General features: G+C 49.2%; 23 protein-coding genes. 1 reads left to right on the forward strand and 22 read right to left on the reverse strand.

Annotation, left to right across the window (positions count from 1 at the left end; genetic code table 11):
* Positions 1–28: 28 nt before the first annotated feature.
* The 7 genes from ABD949_RS15905 to ABD949_RS15935 are packed head-to-tail and all read right to left on the reverse strand — an operon-like array spanning position 29 to position 7,363.
* Entirely contained in the window at positions 29–976 is a 948-nt protein-coding gene (locus tag ABD949_RS15905; RefSeq protein ID WP_345244838.1) for an MraY family glycosyltransferase, read from the reverse strand.
* Positions 973–1,884: an NAD-dependent epimerase/dehydratase family protein gene (locus ABD949_RS15910; RefSeq protein ID WP_345244839.1), complete on the reverse strand. Its 912-nt coding sequence runs from the start codon at positions 1,882–1,884 to the stop codon at positions 973–975. The genes ABD949_RS15905 and ABD949_RS15910 overlap by 4 nt, the downstream gene beginning before the upstream one ends.
* Complete coding sequence (locus tag ABD949_RS15915; protein WP_345244840.1) at positions 1,881–3,098, reverse strand: glycosyltransferase family 4 protein; 1,218 nt, start codon at positions 3,096–3,098, stop codon at positions 1,881–1,883. The genes ABD949_RS15910 and ABD949_RS15915 overlap by 4 nt, the downstream gene beginning before the upstream one ends.
* The gene (locus tag ABD949_RS15920; protein ID WP_345244841.1) at positions 3,098–4,693 is read right to left on the reverse strand and encodes a heparinase II/III domain-containing protein; all 1,596 of its coding nucleotides are present in this window, start codon (positions 4,691–4,693) and stop codon (positions 3,098–3,100) included. The genes ABD949_RS15915 and ABD949_RS15920 overlap by 1 nt, the downstream gene beginning before the upstream one ends.
* A complete protein-coding gene (locus ABD949_RS15925) occupies positions 4,690–6,864 on the reverse strand; it encodes a bi-domain-containing oxidoreductase (RefSeq protein WP_345244842.1) in 2,175 nt (724 codons plus the stop codon). Before ABD949_RS15925 ends, ABD949_RS15920 begins: the two co-directional genes overlap by 4 nt.
* Positions 6,864–7,115, reverse strand: coding sequence for a hypothetical protein (locus ABD949_RS15930; protein ID WP_345244843.1), 252 nt, complete (start codon positions 7,113–7,115; stop codon positions 6,864–6,866). The genes ABD949_RS15925 and ABD949_RS15930 overlap by 1 nt, the downstream gene beginning before the upstream one ends.
* Positions 7,115–7,363: a hypothetical protein gene (locus ABD949_RS15935; RefSeq protein ID WP_345244844.1), complete on the reverse strand. Its 249-nt coding sequence runs from the start codon at positions 7,361–7,363 to the stop codon at positions 7,115–7,117. Before ABD949_RS15935 ends, ABD949_RS15930 begins: the two co-directional genes overlap by 1 nt.
* 192 nt (positions 7,364–7,555) lie before the next feature.
* Between ABD949_RS15935 and ABD949_RS15940 the strand changes: the two genes are divergently transcribed.
* The gene (locus ABD949_RS15940; RefSeq protein ID WP_345244845.1) at positions 7,556–8,323 is read left to right on the forward strand and encodes a tyrosine-protein phosphatase; all 768 of its coding nucleotides are present in this window, start codon (positions 7,556–7,558) and stop codon (positions 8,321–8,323) included.
* A gap of 199 nt (positions 8,324–8,522) precedes the next feature.
* Here the strand turns inward: ABD949_RS15940 and ABD949_RS15945 are convergent, their stop codons facing one another.
* From ABD949_RS15945 to ABD949_RS16015, 15 genes are all read right to left on the reverse strand, one after another.
* On the reverse strand, positions 8,523–8,927 hold the full coding sequence (locus tag ABD949_RS15945; protein WP_345244846.1) for an endonuclease domain-containing protein: 405 nt from the start codon (positions 8,925–8,927) through the stop codon (positions 8,523–8,525).
* Positions 8,928–9,158: 231 nt separating this feature from the next.
* The gene (locus tag ABD949_RS15950) at positions 9,159–10,112 is read right to left on the reverse strand and encodes a GDP-mannose 4,6-dehydratase (RefSeq protein WP_345244847.1); all 954 of its coding nucleotides are present in this window, start codon (positions 10,110–10,112) and stop codon (positions 9,159–9,161) included.
* Between the two features lie 674 nt (positions 10,113–10,786).
* A complete protein-coding gene (locus ABD949_RS15955) occupies positions 10,787–11,569 on the reverse strand; it encodes an FkbM family methyltransferase (RefSeq protein WP_345244848.1) in 783 nt (260 codons plus the stop codon).
* 58 nt (positions 11,570–11,627) lie between these two features.
* Positions 11,628–12,716 carry a non-hydrolyzing UDP-N-acetylglucosamine 2-epimerase gene (wecB, locus tag ABD949_RS15960; protein ID WP_345244849.1) on the reverse strand — a complete coding sequence of 363 codons (1,089 nt, stop codon included), beginning with the start codon at positions 12,714–12,716 and terminating at the stop codon, positions 11,628–11,630.
* A 3-nt stretch (positions 12,717–12,719) separates the two neighbouring features.
* Positions 12,720–13,892, reverse strand: coding sequence for a Gfo/Idh/MocA family protein (locus ABD949_RS15965; protein WP_345244850.1), 1,173 nt, complete (start codon positions 13,890–13,892; stop codon positions 12,720–12,722).
* A gap of 7 nt (positions 13,893–13,899) precedes the next feature.
* On the reverse strand, positions 13,900–15,042 hold the full coding sequence (locus ABD949_RS15970; protein ID WP_345244851.1) for a glycosyltransferase: 1,143 nt from the start codon (positions 15,040–15,042) through the stop codon (positions 13,900–13,902).
* Complete coding sequence (gene asnB, locus ABD949_RS15975; protein ID WP_345244852.1) at positions 15,029–16,894, reverse strand: asparagine synthase (glutamine-hydrolyzing); 1,866 nt, start codon at positions 16,892–16,894, stop codon at positions 15,029–15,031. Before asnB ends, ABD949_RS15970 begins: the two co-directional genes overlap by 14 nt.
* Positions 16,895–16,903: 9 nt before the next feature.
* Positions 16,904–17,953: a glycosyltransferase family 4 protein gene (locus tag ABD949_RS15980; RefSeq protein ID WP_345244853.1), complete on the reverse strand. Its 1,050-nt coding sequence runs from the start codon at positions 17,951–17,953 to the stop codon at positions 16,904–16,906.
* Positions 17,954–17,957: 4 nt separating this feature from the next.
* A complete protein-coding gene (locus ABD949_RS15985) occupies positions 17,958–18,701 on the reverse strand; it encodes a glycosyltransferase family 4 protein (RefSeq protein ID WP_345244854.1) in 744 nt (247 codons plus the stop codon).
* Positions 18,702–19,142: 441 nt separating this feature from the next.
* On the reverse strand, positions 19,143–20,390 hold the full coding sequence (locus tag ABD949_RS15990) for a hypothetical protein (protein ID WP_345244855.1): 1,248 nt from the start codon (positions 20,388–20,390) through the stop codon (positions 19,143–19,145).
* Positions 20,377–21,384 (reverse strand): glycosyltransferase family 4 protein, encoded by a 1,008-nt coding sequence (locus ABD949_RS15995; RefSeq protein WP_345244856.1) that lies wholly within the window; start codon positions 21,382–21,384, stop codon positions 20,377–20,379. Before ABD949_RS15995 ends, ABD949_RS15990 begins: the two co-directional genes overlap by 14 nt.
* A gap of 26 nt (positions 21,385–21,410) precedes the next feature.
* Positions 21,411–22,301 carry an FkbM family methyltransferase gene (locus ABD949_RS16000; protein ID WP_345244857.1) on the reverse strand — a complete coding sequence of 297 codons (891 nt, stop codon included), beginning with the start codon at positions 22,299–22,301 and terminating at the stop codon, positions 21,411–21,413.
* A gap of 95 nt (positions 22,302–22,396) precedes the next feature.
* Positions 22,397–23,281 (reverse strand): glycosyltransferase family 2 protein, encoded by an 885-nt coding sequence (locus tag ABD949_RS16005; RefSeq protein WP_345244858.1) that lies wholly within the window; start codon positions 23,279–23,281, stop codon positions 22,397–22,399.
* Between the two features lie 8 nt (positions 23,282–23,289).
* Complete coding sequence (locus tag ABD949_RS16010) at positions 23,290–24,432, reverse strand: glycosyltransferase family 4 protein (protein WP_345244859.1); 1,143 nt, start codon at positions 24,430–24,432, stop codon at positions 23,290–23,292.
* An 8-nt stretch (positions 24,433–24,440) separates the two neighbouring features.
* Positions 24,441–25,553 carry a glycosyltransferase family 4 protein gene (locus ABD949_RS16015; protein WP_345244860.1) on the reverse strand — a complete coding sequence of 371 codons (1,113 nt, stop codon included), beginning with the start codon at positions 25,551–25,553 and terminating at the stop codon, positions 24,441–24,443.
* Positions 25,554–25,556 lie beyond the last annotated feature (3 nt).

A 25,556-nucleotide genomic window follows, 5' to 3' on the forward strand; every position in this document is an offset into this window, starting at 1 on the left:
TGCCCGACCGGCGGGGCTTTTTTGTGGCTCACCGCATCAGCCTCCGCTTCACGCCTATATACAAGCTGGCCAACAGGCCCAGTATAGCGGCAGCGACGGCGATCTGTATGGCCACCGGCTCTGTCAGCGCCCATATAACCAGCGCATTGATCAGTACCTGTACACCGGCGTACAGAGCTGATACCCGCAGATGGGGCCACCGGAGCCGGTGAACCAGCAACTGAAACAGATGCAGCCGATGGGCCTGAAAAATGTTCTGCCCCAGCCACAGCCGGTGCAGGATCGTCAGTACACTATCGACGCCGTAAACGCCCAATAGGAGGATCAGCAGGTAGTTCTGCCGGGCAATGATGGCCGTGTACAACAGGAACAGAATCAGCAGGGCCATGGAGATACTACCTACATCGCCGGCAAAACAAAGCGCTTTCCGCCGGGCGTTAAACCAGGTGAAGACCAGCAGCCCGATCATGGTAAACCCATACAGCGACTGGTTACCCTGCTCTCCCTGCAAATACCAGAGCGTGCCAACGGTGATTAAACTATAAAGCGCCGTAATGCCGTTGATGCCATCCATGAAGTTGTAGGCGTTCAGGATGCCGACGCCGACAACGAGTACCGGTATATACACCCAGCCCTCGGCCGGCCAGATGCCCGTCTGCCACAGCATCAGCCACACCCCCAGAAACTGCCCCAGCAGCCGGTACCGGTTCGGCAGGGTGTACAGATCATCGAGAAAACTGAGCAGGGTGACCAGCGTCAGGCCCGCAAAAAAGAAGGGATACGCGAGTCCGCTGTACACAAACGCGCAGAGAGCGGCAAACCAGAACAGGATACCGCCCCCTCTAACCGGCTCGCCAGTATGCGAACTCCGCTCGTTGGGTTTGTCAAAAATACCCAGCCGGCTGGCCAGCCGCAGGTAGGCCAGTTCAATACCAAAGAACAGAGTCGTCAGGAAAACGTACGCGGTCAGGGTCATACAAAGAAGGTGAGCACGGGTTTTGGTTGCCAGTTCAGGTGCCGGCGGGCCTGTTCGTCGCTGAAGGTCAGCGAACCGGTCAGTTTAGCCAGCGTGATGGAATCGAACGGAAATTTTCGACCGACCAGGGCGTTTATGCGGTCGCCTACGGCGGCTGCGGTCCGGGCTACTCCCGGCGGCATGGTGGGCAGATAGCGCCGGCTATACTGCCGGGCAATGGCATCTTCCAGTTCCCGCACGCTGGGGTGATACCCGTCGGTGAGGTTAAAGACGCCCCCGGCTTTGGCTGCGCGGGGAATGATAGCCGCTACATCGTCGGCCAGCACCATGCTCCGGCGGGCCTCTCCGTTGCCGATGCGAACGTAATACCCTCGCCGGATGGCCTGCATCAGCGCGGCCAGATTACCCTGCGGGTGATCGGCCACGACCAGCGGCAGCCGCAGAATAGCGGTGCGGACCCCGGTGCGCGCTCCCCAGTCCAGCACAATCTGCTCGGCCCGGATCTTGCTGAGGCCATAGGCGTCCGTTGCCGTCAGGGGGGTTTGTTCGTCCAGGTGGTCACCAGCCGAGCGGCCATAGACCAGCACCGTGCTGATGTGGACAAACGCATCGGGTAAGGTAGTCTGCTCCAGGGCGGTAAGTAAATTTTGGGTACCCTGCACATTCACGCGCTCATACTCCGCCCGCTCCTCCGCTGTACGGGGTACCGAATGCGCTTTGCCGGCGGCATGGACCACGTAGCGGAACCGGCGCGGCTCCAGTTGGGGAACCCCCATTGCCAGATCACACCGGATGTGGTCATTACCAATAGGCTGCCGCCCGAGGGCGGTGACCGGCTGAGTTGCAGCCAGCAGCCGGTGAATCCGCCGTCCTACGTAACCGGAGGCACCCGTCAGCAGGATACTCATGCGGATACGGTAGTTAATGTGTCAACCGATGCGGGTTGCGGGTGCGACCCGGCCGTTTTCAGAATCTGCCGGGCCATCTGCTGCATGATGGTTCGGCGCTGGAACTGCCCGACAAAAGCAGTACGGCTAACATGGGTCACCGGCATCCGCCGAAGTTGCTCCACCAGGCTGTCTACGTCGCCCGGTGTAAACAGCAGGCAGTTACCAACGTTTTTCTTCAGAAACTGATAAGCATACCCGCCCACGCCGGCCACAATAGGCTTGTCGGTGGCGGCATATTCAAACACCTTCGAGGGTAATACCTTTTCGAGAGCTTTAAAATCGTTCAGGTGGAGAAACAGGTAGTCGGCCTGGTGGTATAGCTGCCGCAGTTCGGTACGGTCGACGGGCTGACGAACCTCCACATTGCTTACCTGCTCCTGCGCAATGGCATCCAGCAGCTTAGCTTTGGCCCCGCCATCGCCGACCACCAGAAACCGGTAATCGGCTCCCAGTTGCCGGGCGGCCTGGGGAATGACTTTGTGCAGGCCCTGCCCTTCACCAATGTTACCGGCGTACAAGAGGGTACGCGGTCCAGCCGGTCGTACCGGGTCGCTGGCCGGGGTGTCCAGAAATTCGTCATCGATGCCGTTGGTAAAGAAGCTGTAGGTGGCCTGCGGGTATCGGTTGAAATACGCCCGGAACCCTTCTGATACCAGATTAATATGGCGGGCGTAGCCGAAGGTGAAGCGCTCAACCAGCCACAGAAACGGATTCAGCGCCAGACTAAGCATCGGCTTTTTCAGGATTTCCAGAATGGCTTCCCGGAAAATATCCCGGATGTCGAGGAAAAGCGGCACCTGCTGCCGACGGGCCAGCCAGGCCCCCAGAAATGCCGTAAACAAACGCGATGACGAGGCTACCACCAGGTCATACTGGTTATTGCGGGTCAGCCGTAAGGTTTGGCGGTAATACGTGGAAAACGAACGAACCTGATCGTTCAAACCGCTGGCGTGGGGTGGTATCGCTACCCGGTCGATGGTCACGTTGCCCCGCTGCTCATGCGCCGGAGCCTCTATCTGAAAGGTCTGGTAGCGGTTGGGTTGGGTGGTTACAACGTGAATGTGATCATCATTGGTTAGCAACGCCGACAATTCATCCACCAGGGGCGTATTCCGAAAAGAGCCCGCACACAGATCGGGTTTAAAGTAGAACGTTAAGTACAGTATCTTCATCAGGTTACGGTAATGGTAGTAATAAGCGTTTCCCGAAAGGAAACAAGCAGGCACTGGGCAGGACGCCGGCGATTAAAGCCATCCGCCATTTCGTACGGCTGCACTATACCCTTGCCGATCTTCCCTCCTTCGAAAGTAACGGATAGCGGACCGGCCTGAAAATAATCTTCGTAAGCGGTAACCACCACCGCCGGGTGGAAGTACAGACGCGCCACCCCCGCAGCCTCAACCCCATCCCGACCAGTACGCAGCAACCGGTCAGTAATGATCAGTTTGCCGGGTTCTACCTGCCAGGTACGCTCGTGGAGCAGACCCAGCCGCCGGTAGCCATCGTGCTGCGCTGACAGCGACGTGCCGGTCTCAACCAACCGGGTTACGCTGGCCCGACGCGCCACCCGAAAACCGCCCCAGACTTCCGACGAGTTCTGCCCGGCCACCTCCACGGTATTGTGCGCGGCCGTACTGCGCTCCAGACTCCGCCTTTCGTCTATCTGATAAGTAGAGGTTCCCAAATCTACGACAATAGGCTGATTATTTACGTACAGCACCAACGAAAACGTATCAGCATGGGCGTGGCCGGGCTGGTAGGCCGGCCCGACCGAACCTACGTTGGCAACCAGTTCCATAGCACCGGCACGCAATTTTCGATACCCGCTCTCCCGAAGCGTCACCGGTACCGGCTGTACCCCAACCCGACCGGCTTTGTGCCGGAGCTGCTGCGTCGTGGGAGCGATACCCGGTGCGGCATCATTTAAATAGGGAATATCGCCGTTGGCGAAGGTAATCGCATCCAGCCAGCCCAGCATCCGGGCCGCCGTACCGGCCAGCAACAGGCTCAGTTCCGGGGTAGCATGCCAGGTATCAGTGTTCAGGAGCTGATACGCATCCAGTAACCGGTCGAGCAGAATCTGGTGGTACATCGGACTGCGCTCATAATGGCCGCCATCGGGCAGGATCTGTTCCGCCAGTTCCCGGACCAGCAGGCTAGCCGCCTGCCGCAGCCAAACGCGCTGCCGGAAATAGACCGCACTGGTGAGGAGAGCAAATCCATTTTCCAGCAGGTGATTGGCCCCCAGATGGTATTCCAGCCGGCTTCGCAGCAACTTTACCTGGGCGTACAGGTGCCGGTCTATCGTTTCATCCTGTATAGTATGGCGCAACAGAAAGTGCACCCAGTTCAGAATCCGCAGCGAGGTTGGGTAAGGTTCCAGCCCATCTGTCAGCGTATCGGTCTGCCGGATAAAATCGCGGATCAGCGCCAGCCCCTGCTCCGGCGGCAAACCGGACTGATTCAGAAAATCGAAGTAGTTAAGATTGTATGTCCACAGCTTACCATTGGCGGCATAGTTCCAGTCGATACCATCCGCAAACGTAACGGCCTGGTTCAGCAACGTAACCGTCTGCCCCTGCCAGGTAGGTGGTTGATTAGCTACTAGTTCATTGGTTGCTGGTTGATTAGTCAGGGGTGTGCCGGGGGGAACCTTTGCGTGAAGACGAAGGCGGGGCTTCTGTCGGAGCCGGTTCAGCACCTGGTAGAGTATCTGGCGGGGCTTCAGGTGCCGTACGGTATGCCAGATCAGACTGGTCCGGCTCATGCGTCTCCCACCGGCGATGGGTCGGGCTGATATACCGTATTCAGGTTTACGGCAACCCAGCGCCCTTCGCGCAGGCTGTCCAGGGCGGCCAGCGTCGCCTGCGTGGTGTTGACCAGTTCGGCAAACGGAATGAGCGGTTCCCCTCCCTGGCGGATCTGCCCCACCAGCCGCCGGAACTGCTCGGTATGTCCCTTGTCCTGGCGCGTCGACAGCGTTGTGAAGTTCTTGAACCCGTAACCTTTCAATGTCCGGAAGTTATCGAGCACCAGCGTCCGCTCCTGCGAATATACCTCTACCCGCTCTTTGGCGTAGGCTTTGCTGCCGTTGGCGAAATAGTTGATCACACCCGTAGCCCCGTTTTCGTAGCGCAGCAGCAGAGAAGCGGAGTCAGTCGTTTCAGACGGTTGCCGGCCCATGGCATTCAGACAAACCGCTACCACGCGGCTGCCGGTCAGGAAGGTGATCAGGTCGACATAATGACAGGCTTCGCCCAGAATGCGCCCACCGCCCACGGCCCGGTCGTGCACCCACGAGCTGGCGGGTATGGCGCCGGCGTTCATGGTGGCGACGATGTTCATCGGGACATCGCCGGAGCGGTCACCACCCAATAGGGCCTTCATCTTCTGAGCGTGGGGCGAAAACCGCCGGTTGAAACCAACCAGCACCGTTTTGCCGCTCTCCTGCCAGGCGTTTATAATCGGCGGCAGCTCGTCGGTAAAGAGGCATAGCGGCTTTTCAACAAACACATGCTTGCCTGCCCGCAGGGCCTCTATCGTCAGCCGGGCGTGCAGGTTATGGCGGGTCGTAATCACCACCAGATCAATGTCCGGGTCGGTCAGGATTTCGCGGTAGTCGGTGGTGCTGACGGCGATAGTATGCTTCCGGGCCAGCAGGGTGCCGTTCAGCCCCCCGGCGCTGGCAATGGTTTTCAGCTGAGCCCCACCCGCCTGCAATGCCGGCAGCAGCGTGGCTCCGGCAAAATTACCCGCGCCGATCACGCCCACCACACCCTGGGTACTCTCGTATCGTACCTCTCGCAGCGTCACTGCCGACTGCACCGGTCCCTGCTCCGGATAGCTCAGCAGCGACGCAATGGAGCGGGAGCGGCTGATCTGACCATAAATGGTCTGGTACTGGTCCAGCGGCACCACTTCGCTGATCAGCGGGGTTACGTCCAGCTGACCCGTCGACAGCAGTTGCAGGATGGTCTGGAAGTTTCGGTTCTCGGTCCAGCGCACAAACGGCAGCGGATAGTCGTGCCCCTGCTGTTCGTAAACTTCATCGTAGCGACCGGGCCCGTAGGAGCATGACACCTGAAACGTCAGTTCTTTCTCGTAAAACTCCGCCCGGCTCAGGTTCAGGCCAATCACGCCCACCAGCACAATCCGCCCCCGCTTACGGCTCATACGGGCGGCCTGCGAAATCAGCTCGTCCGTCTTCGTAGATGCCGTAATGATAACCCCATCCGCTCCAATGCCGCCCGTAAGCGACAATACTGCCGTCACCGGGTCGGTACCATCGGCAGGATTAAGGGTGATGATGCCTTTCTGCCGGGCCAGCGTCAGCTTCTGTTCGTCGATGTCGAGACCGATGACCCGGCAACCGTTCAGCCGGAGCAGCTCGGCGGTCAGCAGGCCAATCAGGCCGAGACCAACCACCACTACCGTTTCCCCCAGCGTCGGGTTCAGCAGCCGGATGCCCTGCAGGCCAATGGCCCCGATAACGGTAAACGCAGCTTCGTCGTCGCTCACCGCATCCGGTATCCGCACCACCAGGTTGCGCGGCACGCTCACCCATTCGGCATGGGGGCCATTGGAGGCTACCCGGTCACCGATGGCCAGATCAGTAATGCCTTCGCCAACGGCAAGCACCTCACCGACGTTGCAGTAGCCCAGCGGCAGCGGCTGATCCAGTTTCCGGAAAACAGCTTCCAGGGTGGGAATCAGGCCATCGGTTCGAATCTTGTCCAGCACCTGCTTTACCTTATCGGGTTGCTGGCGGGCTTTGGCAACCAGGCTGGCCCGGCCAAACTCCACCAGCATCCGTTCTGTGCCCAGCGAGACCAGGCTCCGGCGCGTCCGGATCAGCACCTGCCCCCGGCGTACCTGCGGAGCCGGTACCTCTTCCAGAACGGTCTGCCCGTTTTTGAGGTTTTGTACGAGTTGTTTCATTATTTCTCCCGCAGCCGCCGATACATATCCCTGACCTGATCTACCGAGTCCGCGCTTTCAATAGAGGAATTTGTGTTTTTTGAGGGAAGCTCAGCGCTAAAATGCTTATGCAGATAAGGTCTCTGATCGCGTAACTGCCGGGCTATATCGTCAGGGTTAATTTGCTCCACTCCAGAAGGGATAAGCTGATAGGCCGCCGTTGACTTGCCAACGCCATTCGGGCCGGCGATTACGTAAAACGCCGGTTTCATTAAACTACAATTTCTATTCGCCCATCTGCATATTCTTCAATCACATGCCCATTCCGCTCATACACAATAGGTAGTCCCCGACTAAAAGCCTGCTCCTTTACCTTAGCCATAACCGCTTCGGCAATCCGGGCGAAGTCCTCCTCATTCATCTCCCGAATGGTTTTGGTCGCTCCTCCGTAAAGCGGCATGATTGGTTTTGACTCGGCAGGCCCAGTCTCGGCCAGTTGCGTATTGATGGCTAAGTCCATAGTATCATTCGAAAGGTTTCCAGTAACTACCCGGCTAAAGTAAACAACACCCGCCATATTTCGATAGTTCAGCCAGACCTTCGCGCCGGGCCGCCCTTTCGGTTGACCCTGTTGCGTTTTCCTTCAAAGTTTGTGCGTATCTTTGCCCGCTTTTCGTTACAAGAGAAAGCATGACCCGTTGTTATACCGATAATGAGTATCTGGTCACGATTTAAGCAGGCATTTAACGGACATACCGGCGAAACAGCTGAGCTGCCTGCCAACCCCTGTTTCTGGCAGGCGGATATGCACTCGCATTTCCTGCCCGGTGTCGACGATGGCGTCGACACCCCCGAACAGGCGCTCGAATGCCTGCAGCAGTTCGCCGAATGGGGCATCCGTACCGTCATTACTACCCCCCACGTCAGCCGGGACTGGCACCCCAATGAGTCGGCTACCCTCCGCGCCGGACAAGCGACCCTGCAAACCCTGGCCAATGCCCATAACCTTCCGCTCCGGATTGAAGTGGCGGCCGAATACCTGATCGATGATTTTTTTCCGGAACTGCTGGCCCACAACGACCTGCTCACCTTTGGCCCGCAGAAGTACCTGCTGATCGAAACCGGCTGGGCCTCGGCCCCGTTTCAGTTTAGCGACCTGGTGTTCCGGATTCAGACCAAAGGCTATACGCCCGTGCTGGCCCACCCCGAGCGGTATCGCTATTTCCACGACGACCTCGCGGGCCTCACCCGCCTGCACGAAGCCGGTTGCCACTTCCAGCTCAACTGGATGTCGCTGACGGGCCGCTACGGCAGCCGCATTCAGGCCCAGGCCCGGCTGCTCCTCAAGCACGGCCTGGTCGACTTCCTCGGCAGCGATCTGCACCGCCCCCAGGACCTGCCGGCCCTGGCTGCCCTGTTTACCTCCTCCGACTACGAGCTGCTAAAGGCCCAGCCGCTGAAGAATGCGGGATTGGTTTGACGCCCCTTACTACACCCCCCTGCCCCCCTTGTTAGGGGGGATAGCTCCGCTATGCCACCTTTGACGAGTATAAGGTCTCATCGGGCATTGCAATACAGGACAGGACTTGCAAAATAAGAACATTCGCTGTTCGCAATAGAGTTGGCACAGCGAAGCATCCCCCCTATCAAGGGGGGTAGGGGGGTGTGGAACAACTCACCTAAAAAGGGGGGCAGGGGGGTGTGGAACCGCTCCCCCTCCCCTCCTCAAAATCCAGAATAAAATTCTCAATTACCCCCAACACCGCAACCGTCCGATGCAGCACCTCGTAATCGGTAAAGCGGAGAACGGTCAGGCCGAGTTCCTGGAGACGCTGCTCCTTCCGCATATCCCGTTCCGCCACTTCGGCAAACTGATGGCTGTAACCGTCCAGCTCGATGACCAGTCGCAGGCGGTGGCAATAGAAATCAGCGATGAACTGGTCGATGGGTTTCTGCCGGTGGAAATCGTAGCCCATTAGCTGATCGCGCTTCAGGTGCTGCCAAAGCCGGATTTCTGATTTGGTCGCGTTGTTCCGTAACTGCCGGGCAAGTTCTTTGAGTTTGGGGTTGTAATGGATTTTCATGGGATGATGGTTTTTACACCCCCTACCCCCCTTGTTAGGGGGGATGCTTCGCTGCTCCAATGCTCTTGAGCGAGAGGCTATCTATGGAGTTTGCGATGTACTTTAAGAATTGCAATGCAACTACACTAGCTATCTACCCATAAAGTTGGCCCAGCGAAGCCATCCCCCCTATCAAGGGGGGCAGGGGGGTGTCTCCTTTAGACGCACACCCACCCCCGCCGTCATTTCCTGTCACCCCTCCTGCCCCACCATCATCCGGGCGACATCCGCCATTTTGTAGGTAGCCGACCAGCCCAATACCTGCCGGGCTTTGGCCGGGTTCGAGTGACCCTCAGCGATATCAGAGGGGCGAAAAAAAGAGGGATCACACTCGACATACGGCTCCCAATCCAGCCCAACGGCCGAAAAAACCGTGTGGATAAAATCGCGCAGTTTATGGGTTTCTCCCGTCGAGATCACAAAATCGTCGGGGACCGGCTGCTGCAGCATGAGCCACATGGCTTCGACATACTCCGGTGCCCAGCCCCAGTCCCGGGCGATGTCGATGTTACCCAGGACCAGCTTTTCGCTGCTCCCGCCGGCAATCCGCTGTGCCGCTCTGACAATCTTCTGGGTCACAAACCGCTCCGGCCGCAGGGGCGACTCGTGGTTGAACAGAATCCCCGTGCAGGCGTACAGATTATACGCTTCCCGGTAGTTGGCGACCTGCCAGTAGGCCGTCGCTTTGGCCACACCGTAGGGACTGCGCGGTTTAAAGGGCGTGTTCTCATCGGCGCGCAGCTTCCCGGTATCGCCGAACGATTCGCTCGATCCGGCATTGTAAAACCGAATGGGCAGGTCACTGAAGCGGATAGCCTCCAGCAGGTTCAGCGTACCCATGCTGATGCTCTCCAGGGTCTCGACGGGCTGTTCAAACGACAGCCCGACCGAACTCTGGCCCGCCAGGTTATACACCTCATCGGGCCTGACGCGCAGCAGGGTTTGCAGCACACTCCGAAAATCATTGATGCTGATGGAGACCAGTTTGACCTGCCGGCGAATGCCCAGCCGCTCCAGGTTCTGAAACGAAGCCATCTGGGCATCGCGTGAGCCCCCGTACACCTCGTAGCCTTTTGAAAGTAACAGTTTGGCCAGGTAAGCCCCGTCCTGACCAGACACCCCGCAGATTAACGCCTTTTTTGTCATAGGTAGAGTATCCCCTCGCTTACACCGCAACACCGACATTGACATCAGCCACCAAGGTCTGCTTACCGTAGCTCCGGCAGGACAGTGCCAAAGCGGAGTGGGTCGCCCAAAGTTAGGTACCTGCCCCCAATCGGCCAAAGTTGGTTGTTTCAGATTGCCGCGTAAGGCTCAATTTGTCAATAGAAATTAAACGCTGCGGCTCGTTGCTAAGAGAACATCAAATAGTCTGAAAGTTTGGCCTCGTAGCAGATTAGTTCTAATTTAGTAGGCTGTATCATGAGAGTAAATCAGACAATTGTAGGCAAAGCGAACCTGACCGGATTTTCCCGCTTTACAACGGAGGAATTACAGGCTCATGTTTTATCAGGTAGTAACGAGGAGGTTCATGGCGACTTCGTTTTCACTATGCACGGTACAGCGGAATTTACTAGTAATTTGGGATGGGCTTTCAGCCCACAGAAGCGAAGCGGTCAAGTCCTTTTTAGTGACCCGACTAGGTTGAGTCTATCTGGAGCGTTTACCGGCTTACATCCCCCGACAGTCTTTAGCTGTTTAGCTGCCTACAGGAAGCTTTTGAGGGGATTCCAAACTGGCCCGATTTCTTCCTTCTTTCGGGAGAAGCCTTTATTACAGCCTAATATTCTCCTCTGTAACCAAGTTTATATATTTACTCTTCATCCTCTAAGATAAGCGTGATACTCTCCTTCTGAAATTTTATCAACCACATAACCACTATCGATTAGTAAATCCTTAGCTTCGTTAGGCTTTATTCCAAGAGCTATCATTCTGACAATGTTCTCTTCGTAAAAGATATGTTTTACACGCCTTTCTTGTATCAATTTAGATGCACCCTTAATAACCCACGTATCTGCTCCTTCCACATCTATTTTCAATACAGATATTTCTGATAATCCTTTTTCATCAACATACTTATCTATTGTTGTAACTTCTACTTGAATAGAATCTTCTGATTGGCCAAAAGCGAAACCACCCCAACCAGTTTGACCATACTTATTTCCCAAACTAAAGCTTAAATTGCCTATCTTTTCCCCTAAAGCAAATGGTTCTATTGTTACTCTATTGGCAAATCCATTTTTTTCTATATTATTAATTAATGGTTTTATATTTAATGGCGATGCCTCAAATGCAATAGCTGTATTAGATGGATTAGAACCTACCCACAATACAGAAAAATAACCATAATTTGCTCCTACATCGATAAGAGTCCCTCCCTTTTGCGAAAGTTTTAAAATTGCCTTCGTTAAAGGTAATTCGTAGAAGCCATTATAAATAATCGATTGATGGCCAATATCATTCTTCGTTAAATCAAGTTTGATATTAGGGTTAAAGTGGAGAGAAATATTTTTTTCCTGACGAATCGGAAAAAATCTTTTTAATCTCCAAGTTAGCTTATCTCTTAACAATAGAGGGTAAACTAATCTCATTAAAAACTGCATAATATTTAGAGAATTATTTTTGCGAAACGTAAAATTATTTAAATACTTCTTACTATGACTATTGGGATAGTATAGTTGCAACCCGCTCAGCCGTCTTACCATCCCACAAATCAGGCACTTTTCCAGCTTTAGCCTTTCCATCCAGAATCTCGACCACTCTTTGATGAACCGTCACCGGGTTTAAATCAGCTAGAAGCTGATTTGTACCGACCTCCACCGTTACCGGCCTTTCAGTACTGTTGCGAAAAGTTAAACAAGGAACTTTTAAGTATGTAGTTTCTTCCTGAATACCACCTGAATCAGTGATCATAATTGCGGCCTGCTCCATCAGGTCCAGGAATTCCAGATAGCCCTGCGGCTGCATCAGCCGTACATTTGGAATCGCTTCTAACCGGCTTGTCAGCCCGAACTTCTTCAGGTTGTTTCGGGTGCGGGGGTGAATGGGAAACAGTACAGTTTTGTGACGGGCGGTATCTTCTACAATTTGCAAAATGCTCAACAGCCCCACTTCACTGTCTACATTGGCCGGACGGTGCATCGTGACAATCACATAGCCCTTTGGCTCCAGTCCTAATCGACCGACTTCATTAAGGGTGGCCGCCTTCTGGCGATAATACACCAGCGAGTCGATCATGACGTTGCCGACGAAATAAACTTTATCGTCAGGTACGTTCTCCCGCTTTAGGTTTTCCAGACCGGCCGGTTCCGAGACAAACAGATAGTCAGCAATCGCATCGGTCAGAATGCGATTGTTCTCTTCGGGCATTCGCCGGTCGCCACTCCGCAATCCGGCCTCTACGTGGGCTACCGGCACCTGCTTTTTATTAGCTACCAGGGCACAGGCCAGCGTTGAGTTAACATCCCCAACTACAAGTACTAGGTCCGGCCGTTCCGCATCTATAATTTGCTCAAATGCCAGCATCATGTTGGCAATCTGCTGCGTGGGCGACCCTCCACCAACACCCAGAAAATAGTCGGGCGTGGGTAACTCCAACTGCTGAAAAAAAACATCGCTCATCAGCGCATCGTGGTGCTGACCGGTATGAACAATTTTGGATTGAATCTGTTGATACCGCTGAAAAGCACGGTGCAGCGGGGCTACTTTCATAAAATTGGGCCGGGCACCAACTATACTTAAAATCTTCATGCGCTACAGGTAAGGAACCGGGCGGATGGCCATTGCCTGGTCAACAGCCGTTTCAAAGCGGGTCCATTCGTGGTTAATGATAAACCGGGAGGTTCGGCGACGCGCCAGCACCATATCTTTCAGGTGCAGCATCAGCAGGGTCGATAACTCGACCTCGTGCCAGTCCCGGTTAGTATCCTGATACGGTTGCAGCACCGCCCGTTGGTGACCAACGTCTTTGGGGAAAAAGCGCCAGGTTTGCTTACGGGCCTTTACCCAGAGAGTCATGGTTCGGAAGTCATCAATTCGGGCGATAACATCGCTGTACTGGAAATTGATTGATTCACTAATTCCCTCAAACGGCTCCGTTCGGGACGTCAGCAGGATTGTTACGATGTCGTTACAATCGGTGGTGAGTGTAATGGCCAGGTTGTCGTCGGGCTCGTCCGGGTTAGCGTAGCTGACCTGAATATCAATCCAGGCAGGCCAGTTGCCCCGCCAGCGCCAGATGTGCAGGGTCAGATCGAGCCAGTGCCCCAGGTTACCGCAGATGCGGGTACCTTCTGCCGGCTGCCGGTACCAGTGTTCCGGTGGAATCACATGCCCATTGATAACGTAGCTGATGCTAAAGCCTCCGTTAGACGGCTGCTGCCGAACCCGGTCGGCCAGCAACCGGACTGCTCTGGCGTAGGGGCGGTTGTATCCGGCAAAAATTCGGGCGGTTGTCGCTCGCCGGGTGGCGGTTAGCTGCACCAATTGCTCAACGGAAACGGCAATGGGCTTCTCTACGTATACATCGATACCCCGGCGCAGGGCTTCAATAGCATATGACGTGTGGGACGCATGGTTGGATATGACATAGAGCAGTTTCAGCGACGGATGTGTGAATACCTCCTCCGCCGACGGCACCATCTGCCGGAAAGCGTAATAGCGACCTAGTGATTCAGCCTGTTGCGGGTCGGTATCGTAGGCACTCAGGAAGACGTTTCCGCGTGCTTTCTGCAAATAAAAGCAGACACAGCTAAAGGCAAACTGACCGCAGCCGATTACGGATACCTCGGGCTTTCCGGAAAGCGACAACCGGCTCCGGAGCCAGCGGGGCCGGGTTCGGCCCACGGCTTTGTTCACCGCACGCTGCCAGCCGTAAATTCCTGCAAAGCGGAGAAGTTTCAGAACTTTTTCTTTACGGCTGCTCATAACTTCATTAAGAAAACAAGGCCCGGTATTTTTCCTCAAACGCTTCCTCCCGTACATACTCACGAGCTACCTGCTCCGCCTGCTCCGACCATGCAAGGTATTGCTCAGAACCCATAGCGATACAGTTTTTTAACGTTTCGGTCCAGCTTTGGGCCTGTAAAGGCAGATCCCAGCCAGCCTGCCGGCTTTCCAGATTCCGCCAGGGCGTCTGGTCGCTGAGTAGTACCGGCAAACCGGCCGACAAGGCTTCAAAGATAGCATGGCCAAAATTTTCTCCTAAAGTTGGCAGCACAAAAAAGTCGTACCGGCTCAGCACGTCCGCTACCCTGTCGTGACTAAGTGTGCCTTTGTACGTTACCAGACAATGAGCGGGAAGCTCCCTGATTACGTCCTCACACTCGTGCCAGTAAGGAATATCGACAATTGGCCCGTAAATATCCAGTTCAACTACCCCCTCGGTAACCGTCCGGAGCCGTTCGAGCAAAAACTTCAGGTTTTTTTTGGTAGTCAGCCGGGACACAAAAACCAGCTTCAGTCGTCCGGCCTCCTTGTCATTGCCCTGTAGTTTCCGGGAACCCGCTGAGGAAACCGGCGCTACATTTACGCCGGCCAATCGTACCGTAGCCTGCGGAAAGACCCGTTTGATGGAGTTCACCTCTTCTTCATCGGTGGCATGCCAGACAATAACCGATGCCGGCAGGAGTTTAACCAGGTACACAAACGGCAGCTTTTTGTATGCTTTCAGCCGGAGTGCCCCGGTATGGAGTTCGCCCCTAGGCGCTACAATAATCCGCTGCCGGGGGAACACGGTAAGCAGCAGCAATTGACGGGAGAAACCGGCAAACAGGCTATTCGTATAGATGAAAGCGAAGGATTGTGATCGTATAATCCGGTGAATGTCGCGGATGCCCGTTCTGGCCGGCGACAGGTAGATTATCTGATAGCCATTCTGGTTCAGCCACTCGTCGGGCCGGATGGTCGTATACGGCTGCTGATCCCCATAGTCCCGATCCCGCGTAACCACGTAGATGTCGTACCGGTCTTTCAGCAGAGCCACCAGGTTGGCTACCGACTGGGTAGGGCCTCCAAATTTGTAGCCGGGCAGATAGTATTCAATAAAAATCAGCAGTTTGGGTTTACTCAATGCCATTTTCCTTAATCCATTCGGCCAATACCACCAGCGCCCAGATCTGTAGCCATATAACCCGTTTACTACCCCGCAGAAATTTGTCCCACATCGTGTCTATTACCTCCGCCCGGAAGTAGGGCGTCTGGCCCAGCCACGTCAGTCGTTCGTGGCAAAACTCCCGCAACTCGTTCTTCATCCAGTACGTCCAGGGCAGCTCAAAACCTTGTTTCGGCCGTTTACGGATTGCCTCCGGCAGAATGTCCCGGAGGGCGTTGACCAATAACTGTTTCGGACTACCCGGATACTTGTAAACATCGGGAATACTCAATGCATAGTCAACCAGTTCATGGTCGAAGAAAGGAACCCGGAGTTCGAGCGCATGGACCATGCTCATCTGGTCAGAGTCTTTCAGAAGAACACTTTCCGTATAGGTAGCTATTTCAGCTACCGAAAACTGACTGAGTACCGGCATGCTGCCCAATTCAGTATCATCGGCCGATAGGTAGGTCGCAGCGAAATCAGGTTGATCACCGATGCCGGTAAGCGCTTCGATAACATCCTTCTGAAACAGCCGCCGGATTGGCGGATACATATGGCCGATAGACCGGCTCCTGGTCGCCAGAATAGTTTTTAACTTATCGTACCGATTAGCCGACAGCAGCCCAACCGAACTACCCGCTAACTGACGCACCAGCCGGGGAGTTCGCCACAATAACCTCGACGAATACAAATCATAAAAGTATTTGAACGAAGGATACCCCGCAAACAGCTCATCGCCCCCCAGGCCAGACAGGGCTACCGTCAACCCCGCTTCCTTCGTGTACTTCGACACCATGTAGGTGTTAACCCCATCGCTGCTGGGGCGGTCGATGCTCTTCAGGATAATTGGCAATTCTTCCCGCAACTGCTGAGCCGACAGGGTTACGGTATGGTGTCGGGTGTTGAACCGCCGGGCCGCCAATACTGCGTACTGCGATTCATCGTACTGGTCTTCTTTAAACGAGAGGTTGACGGTGTTGATGGGCTGCTCGGTACACTGCGCCATCAGACCGACAATTGCCGTGGAGTCGACTCCCCCCGACAGAAAGGCACCAATGGGTACATCACTCATCATCTGCCGCTCTACCGCTTTTGATACTAAATCGGCTACCTGCCGCTCTACCTCGGCCAGTGACTGGACGGGTGCCGGCCTGAAGGCTTTCAGGGTCCAGTAGGTATGCAATGTCAAGGTCGGGTGTCGGGTATCTACCCAGGCGCAGGTGCCGGACGGAAGCTGGTAGATTCTGTCGACAATGGTATGTGGTTCGTGTACGGATTGGTAGGCCAGGTAGTCGGTCAGGCCGGCCATTGACAACTTTTTCGGGACCATGCCGCTCCGCAGAATAGCTCTTACTTCCGAGGCAAGGAGAAAGACCTGGTCATCCTGGTAGTAATACAGGGGTTTTACTCCCAAGCGATCCCGGCCCAGGAATAGCCGCTGGTCAACGGTATCGTAGATCGCAAACGCAAAGATGCCGTTAAAGTGTGATACACAGCGCTCACCCCAACGGATAAAAGCCGCCAGGATTACTTCGGAGTCAGACTCAGTCCGAAACGCATAGCCCGGTTCCAACTGGCTTCGCAATTCCCGGTAGTTATAAATTTCGCCGTTGAAAATCAGGGCATACCGCTTTGCGCCATCATACAATGGCTGATTTGCCACGCTGGACGTATCAATGATGGACAAACGTCGGTGCCCTAACGCCACCTGTTGCTCAATCAGATACCCTTCAGCATCGGGCCCCCGGTGCCGCACCGCGTTGGTCATCGTGCGTATACACTCTGCCAAACATATTGCCTGCCTATAACTGACTATTGCCGCAATTCCGCACATAAACTTTCCCTAACTGGAAACCAAAGCCCCCTGATTAATTGATGCGTACAATGACATATACTGGTGTGCGACAGTTTGCAGAAGAAATCGTTTTTTGTTCCGATGGCCACCGGCTACCAGCGCCTGGGCGTAAGCTGAATCATTGAGAACCCGATGAATGGCTTCCCGAATGTCGGCAACGTGGTAAGGATTGACCAGGCAGGCGCCCTCACCGGCCACTTCCCGCATCGGACTTAAATTACTGGTAATAACTGGGCGTCCTAGCGCCTGCGCTTCAATAATTGGCATTCCAAACCCTTCATAAGTAGAGGCAAACACCACCACATCAGCTTCCCGATACTTCTGAATTAATTCCAATTTACCAATATTAAAGCAGTTTTGGTAATCAATACCGTACTCTTCCAGTTTTTGATGCTGAGCAACAGACATATGACCGATTACCTGCAAACAGCAGGGCATATCTTTTATGGCCTCAATAACCCGCAATAGGTTTTTGTGTTCACTCGTGCCTACGTGTAGAATGACTGGTTTCTGACGCCGTCGCCTGAAGCTAACTGCGCCGTCATCGTCAAAAGCCGGATCATAGAAATTAGGAATGACCCGAATCTTTTCCGGCCGGATTCCCACCTGTTCAATCAACTCAAGTTTCGATTTTTCTGAAATGGTCGTCACCACGGCAGCACACCGAGCGGGCAGTTTATACCAGAACCAGTAAAACAGCCAATACTTCGGGTGCCATTTGGGATACCGATCCAGTAGCACACAATCATGAATGGTTAAAATGGTGGAGCGGGTGGGCAGTACAAACGCCAGATAGTGAACATCCCCCGTGATGTGGTTTATCTGGTTAGGATGGAGGTTCCGGTAAGCAAATGCCAGGTTCTTTACCAGATTGAACGGACTGGATAAATCGTGTGGACAAATTTCACTTCTGACCTGTACCAGGTCTCTGTGTTGAGAAAGATACCCGGTTAAGGATGAAAAGAGTGTTTCTATACTATGAAAGTGCGGTAATTTCTTGCGGTAAAATAAAGTTACAGGTAGCGGAAACGTTGGCATGGACTCATAAAGAAATATTCTCTCGGCGGGCAATATCTTCCAGCGCACCCTGAACCTGAGCGTAATAATTCTCCCAGGTATACTGTTCAGCTACCCGGCGAGCCTCCAGCCCCAGTCGTTCTACTTCTGCCCGATTCTGATAAAGGTACATGATTTTTTCCTGAAGAGCCTGTTGGTCACCCGGTGGTACAACAAAGCCACCGCCTTTGGCAACGGCATCTTTAGCTCCCGTATTCTCCGTAACAATAACGGGTGTCCCACAGGCCATAGCTTCTAATACCACCTGCCCCCAGCTATCCAGGTAAGACGGAAACACGAATACATCGGCATGTTGGTAATACTTCACCAGTTCATCGTGGTGTAGGAAAGGCAGGTAGGTGAACGAACCAGAATACTGCTTCAGCAAAGAGCCTGCATCTCCAACCGGTCCGACAATAATTAGCTCGGCATCGGGAAGCTTTAGCGTTTGCCATGCAGCCAGAAGCTTATCAATGCCCTTCAGGTAATGAATAGTACCCACGTAAAGAGCAGTAAAGCGACTTTTACGGGGAACGGCTGGCCGAAAAAGCTCCAGATTAACACCTAAATTAAGTTCATAGATTCGATACGGCTGAATACCGTTCTCAACCAGGCTATGTGTAGCGAAACCAGAAAGCGAAAAAATATAATCGGTAACAGCCAGGGCCGCATCTTTACGCCAGTTTACATAGCTCATCTCACGGGGGTCAACGGGAAGCGGGCTATACATACTTCGTAAGGCAACGGACTTTGTGTGATGGATGTGGGCAAGATCTAGAACTGTTACCTTCCCTAACTTTTTAGCCGTTCGGAAAGATATCAGGTTACAATTTTCGTAGCCAATCAGAATATCAAAACGCAGGTCATTTACTAGTCGACGGGCAACCCAACGATCAAACATAGAGAATAGATACCGTACGTGCAAATAATGACTTCGATAAAGCCGAGAGAGAAGAGTTGATAAATACTGGGAGCGAATCTTTTGAGATGGTATATTAAGAAAAATCTTTTTCCTGAGTTGAGGGCGAATAAAAGAAATATTCTGTATGGAAGAAGCTAAGATGTTGGTAGCAAAACCCGTGTAAAAACTTTTTAACCAACCTCGCGTCTCAAGCGCAATAAGTAGTTGATTAACATGTTGCTTCCCCTCATGTGATACAACAATCTTCATCTAAGGAGAATTTAACTTTCTTAAATAGAAACAGCGGTCAAGATACATAATTCCTAAGAACGTGTAAAAGGCAGAGACAGAATTAAAGACAGTATTAGAGTTAAATACATTAAGATAAATAAGCATCAAACTAAACACAAAAGGAATAGTGGTAAGTCGCATTAAATAAAACCACATAAACAACCTCACAAAGAACAGCAAAAAGCCACCTTCAAGAACAATCCGCTCTGCTTCTTCTTCATAATATCCATAATCTCTATTATAAATAGACTCTCCAAATAAAGAAATCGACCCTTGATAAGTCCCACCTAATCCAGTTCCCAAAAATGGGTACTGACCTTTAAACTTAACGATTTCCTCTAAAGGTCCAACGCTTCTTGCTATGTTCTCACCATCGGCGCTGTGTCCTTGAACTCTAGCATATAACCCGGTATAAGCTTCATCTACTAATGAAACACGGTTATATTGGTAGAACATAAATATCAATCCAAAAACTAATAGAAATGCTACGGAATTACGAAAGTCTGTTGTGGTAGAGAGTATACTACAAGAAACAAGAATTATTAACATTGCAGCCAACCCACGGGAACCAGTCATAGGAGTAATAACTAAACATATAGTTAATAATAATACGACCTTCAAAGTATTTACTTTAAGAAGTTTCATCCCCCAGAAAACAAACCCGAAGAAAGCAAACAGAGAGGTTTGACCAGCTAGATAAGCAAAAGTACCAGAAATTCTGACTTTATTTACCGCTGAAAGTAAAGCCACCACCTCCATATCTCGTGCATATCTATTGATAATGCTATCTGCAGGGGCCATAAACTGAATTACTCCTAAAATGCCCTCTATCACAGCAATAATAAGAAAGATGCTAGTAAGTTTCTCAAGGGGAAAAGCATCCCGATCATTCAAATAAAAAATAAGTGGCAAAAATACTCCAACATGCAGAAGAATACCAATCAAACCATGCCAAATAGTATGAGAGAGAGGATTAAAAGCCATTAATATAAGTATTAAAACAAAAAAAATACTTACAGTAAAATTAGAGCTACTTAATGACTTAGATTTAGAGAAACTGACTAAAACGATCGGCAAAACTATTTGGCCAAATAATATAATATTACCTGATAAAGAATCTGTAAGTACCCATTTTCGAACAGCTCCACTAAACGTAGTATACAAAAATAGATACGCTAATAATTTAATATTAAAAGCTTTTGCTTTATTTAGATTAATCTCGTCCATAATCAAATTTTCTAATAACTGACAAGAGCCTTTCTGCAACTACTGAACGAGTATGTTTTTGCAGGTGTATATTAGCGTTATGCTGAAAATGTTCCCGCCAAAATGGCTCATATAAAGACTTAGCTAAAAGAAGAGACAGAGCTGAGACGTCTCCCATAGGAAAAGTCACTCCGCAAGGTCCTATAGCTTCTGGTAAACCGCCTGCATCTGATCCGACAACTAAACATCCACATGCGATACCTTCTAAGGCTACAATTCCAAATGGCTCAGCATAAGCAGATGGAACAACCATTACTTTATGCTGATTAAGCAAACGGGCTAATTTTTCACCTAAAACATTACCAGTAAATGTAATCTGGGAACTAAGGCCAAGCTCATTGGACAAATTTTTCAAGTTTCCTTCCTCTGGCCCTTCACCTACAATAGTAACAGAAGGCCTAAGCGCATGTTCATCCTTGAGAACTTTCAGAGAATGTAGTAAAACATCTCCTCCTTTCTCAGATACTAATCTACCTAGAAAGACTAAGTCCCTAGGACGATCATAAGAATTAATCGTGTAAAAAATTTTGGGGTTATATGGATTTAAAATAACTTCACAATTTTCGTAGTTACGGGCGATATATGAGCTACAACTCACATTAATTGCAAATTTACGCGCGACTATCCTTTTTAATTGACCGTTGATTGAGGTATTATATTCACCTTGATGATTTACAACAAAAAGTTTTCTGGATAAGAGAATAGGAATAAAACCTTTTAAACTCACATTAGTCTGAATAACTACTTGAGCCCAGAGCATATGCTTAACTGTACTGACAAAACTAGTACCTCTAATAACTTCAAAGGGAAAATAGTCCTTGCGATCAGACTTAGTTGAAGTTATCACTCGGACTTTATGCCCCAAATGGCTTAGTTCTATAGCTAAGTCTTTAACTACATTCTCTAAACCGCCAATCATTGGGTAAAAATTAGGAGAATAGAAAATAATTTTCATAAAACAAGTTTAAGGCAAATTATACATTACTTATATATATTCCAACCTTTGTTAGAAAATGCATCTTGAATAAATTCTGGTTCTTTAGTAGCTAAATAATTCACAACTTCATAAGAAATATCAAGTCGAGAATCATCTGGGTTACAAATTGCCACACCATATTTAGATCTATTTAATTTATATATAGTATACCCTAAAGACTTCAAATACTGGGACGCTTTACTATTTATTCCTAGGTGTTCTTCGTAGATAACATTTTTTATCACTCCACTAGTTAGTAAAGTTTTTGCACCTTTAAAAACTGAGTATTCATGCCCCTCTACATCAATTTTAAGTAATTTAAAGCTTTTATCCAAAGATATAAGACTATCGAGCTTTCTAAGAATTACCGGAATAGTACATCTAACAGCTTCTCCCTTATGTTCAAGAGTGGCAATGCCATTATTGTTTTCAAAACCGCTTGGTATATTCAAAATACCCTCACCATCTACATCAGAGAGTGCGTATGGAAAGAATTCAACGTTAGAATATCCAGCGTCCCTAAGTAGCTGAATGTTCTTTAACAGATACTCATCAACTAAATATGGATGAGGTTCATAAGAATAAACTTTACCATTCGCTCCACATTTATAAGCCATAAGATTAGTAATATACCCTATGTTTGCACCAACATCAAATACGTTATCTCCTGTTGAAATTATTCTATGAATTGTTTCAGTTAGAATTAAGTCGTAGACTCCTAAGGTATAAATAGCTTTTCCAATTGTTTGGTTAGGGTCAACAAGCAAAGAAAGTCCCCACGGTAGATGACACTTAATGTTAGTTGTATCTTTCAAAAAAGGCCAATACAAGCGCTTAAAAATTTGAATGGGTTTTTTAATATATTCAATTTTTTTATAAAAAAGAGATTCTAGCATATTGCTATAAAACAGGTTAAAGCTTTAACATTATTTAAAAATTTAAACTATAAGATGACGACAAGTAAGAAGTAAGTATTAATCGTTTTGAATACTTACCAACTTTCGACAAGTTTAACTAATTCCTGCCTGCTATACAATTTATCTTCCAATACATCACGCTCAGGGTAAATGATAGATCCAAAAGCCTTCAAAAAGCTTTTTTCGGAAAAAACTCTAATCCAAACTAAAGTTTTAAATAATAATGGGGCGGTTATTTTATTATGTTTAATCAAAAGTTTATAACGATCTCTATAGTAGAGAATGACTCTTTTAGAGGTTTTTTGCTTGCTTCCTCCACCAACATGAATAGCAACAACAGAATTCAAAATTGCTTGCTTCCAACCGTTCTGAATTAGTTTCATCGAAAAATCAACATCGCCTTCAATAAACTCGAAAATTTCATCATACCCCCCTACATCGTCAAAAGCTTTGCGACGAAAAACAGTACATGAAGAATAGATAACAAAATCCTTAGAATGCAATTTATCACCAACTATCGAATTGATACGTTGGCCTAAAATTAAGCTCCAAACTGTAGGAATACTCTCTACATTTCCAGTAAGTTGTCCATCCCCGTCTACAAGCTTAAACCCGAGTGCTCCTAATGAAGGGTCATTTAAAAAAGCAGCAACAATCTGTTCCTCATAATTACTTTGGAGATAAGCATCTGAATCTAATAAAAATATTAATTCAGTAGTACTTAAATTTACTCCAATATTTACATTCTTCACATAACCGACTGTGGTAGGGTTTATATGTACTCTAACCTTATCGAGAGAGGTTAAAGCACTTATAATCTCTTCATTTGGTACAGATGCATCATCCACAATTATAATTTCTTTTAGGAACTTACCGGAACTGTACTGCAGAGCGGCCTTAACAGCCTTATATGCTAAATCCCATGTATTATAGGCTGTCATCACTATAGTAATATCCATATGATTGGTTATTTTGACAATAGATCATTGTAACATTTTCCTATATATTCCCAAGCGAGAAAACTAGAAGCAAACTCTTGATTAAGCTTACCACCAGTTTTATCTTCCATTGCCTTGAGAATTAAATATGCTAATTCATCGGGGTTTGTGTAATCTCCTAAATATAAACCTTTTACTTGAGAAAGCAGCTTATCGTTCATATGGCCAGAAGTACCAACTACAGGAAGGCCTGCTACTAATGCAGCAGCAAGGGAACCACTCTTTGTACTAGTTCCACCTTCTCCAGAGGAATCTACAGGATCAGGTAAAAAAAAGACATCGCTACTTCGAAGAAGGCGGTATACATCCCTATTGGGAAGGTGACCTGTAATAATTATTTTGTCTTTAAGAGAATCAAACAAACATAAACCTTCAGGAGATAAACGAAGCACTCCACAGATTAGAAGTTTGACTTCAGGACGCTTCCTAACTAACTTACAAAACACCTGAATCAAGGTATCTTGATCTCGATTACCAAAGGTACTGATAATAGATTCACCATTTGGAGCTAACTCATTTCGAGTTGATACAATTTGTTCATCAGGAATATGGAATGGCAAAATATTTGAACCTATTGGAATAAGATGAATAGGCTTATCAGTACGAGTTTGGAGTAAGCTATAGGTAATATCTATGCTGACCACAATTAAATTTGCCACCTGTGCCAGTTTAGTACAAATCCATCGTTGAGCTAAAGCCGATATCAAATGCTTAAACGGCCAATAAACCATACGTGTATATAGCTCATGAAAAGTAATACATATTCTAGTATCTTGATTCTTTATCCTAAGAAGCAACAAAGGGAATTCAAATGGTATAGCTAACCGGCTAAATGAGTTCGGCACATACTGCACTAGAAGCCAGTCTGGCTTATACGAATTAATAACAGGCTTTATTATAGCTAAATCTGAAAGACTCCAACTTTTAGCTATTGGGAAAACATTATAGTTAAAGCAGCCAGAACTTACCTTCTGTTGTACAAGTTCACAGTAAGCGCATATGACAGACACATCATGTCCGAGTTGATAAAAGTTGTTCGCGAGATGAAATGTGTAATCTCCAACACCATCAATAGCAGGAGGAAACTTATTACATATAAAAATAATCTTCATTAACAAAACTAAATTAGAAAATTAGACAACCTTTTAATTGACACCTCCCAACTTAAGTTAGTCTCATAGTGGCTCCTCGTGCTATTTCTGAGAGCCATATATTGAGGCCAATTAGAAAAAACAGATTTAATATAAGTAGCAAAATCATTAGGGGAAGAATCTAATAGGAAAAGTTTACCATTAACACCGTCTTCAATTACATTAGACACACCTCCCACATTATGAGATAAAGAGGGTACTCCAAAATAACTTGCTTCACAAAAAACTATCCCAAACGGCTCTGAAAAAGTAGGTAATAAAAAGAAAGTTGCCTCATTATAAGCATTAACTATCCTTGAGTACTCTTCAGTATCATCTTTGCTCAGCCTTCCTAAGAATTTTACGTATTTACTGTTAATATTTTGTTCAGGGCCAATAACTGTGAGTATTGCTTCTAACCCTAAAGAATTTACTGCTTCAGTAATGTCAATAGCTTTCTGTAAACCCTTTCTGATATAGTCATATCCAATAAAAAGTAGATTACATTTATTTTTACTTACTTCTTTAGAAAAAGCAGGGAATCGAAGAATATTCGCGCCAAAGCCGATGACCTTTACCTTATTAGGATCAACATTGTAAATATTGCGAGCTGAACTCGCTGCCCAATCTGAAGAGTAAACGGCTAAGGTTGCTCGTGATAGCGCATCATGCTCTGCTTGTAAAGCATCTTTTTGACTAACATTCGCCATACGATCGTAACCCCATGTTTTGATTAGAAGGTCAATAGTAGCATCAGTCCAAATAATGATAGGTACAACCGTCTCTAAATATGCAACTTGGTAGGGCCAAAACGTTAAAATGTAGTCAGGCTTAATTCTACGAATGTACTTATTTATCTGGTCGTTCTTGTACTCTATATAACTCTTGTTATAATGATAATAATACGGTTGGCGAGCTTTTTGTATAAAATTAAAATAAAACCTAAAAAGACTATTCCCAGGGAGAAGCGGCTCTTGTGAGGGAAAAACTTTAGTAACGTCAATTGTCTTCTCTCTCTGAAAGGCATTAAACGCATGATACGGTATTCCAGACCAAAGATTAATATCCTCAACATCTTGATATCCAAGTACCGCCAACTTCATAAT

Source organism: Nibrella saemangeumensis (genome assembly GCF_039541915.1).
In the GTDB taxonomy this organism is placed as follows: Bacteria; Bacteroidota; Bacteroidia; order Cytophagales; family Spirosomataceae; genus Nibrella; species Nibrella saemangeumensis.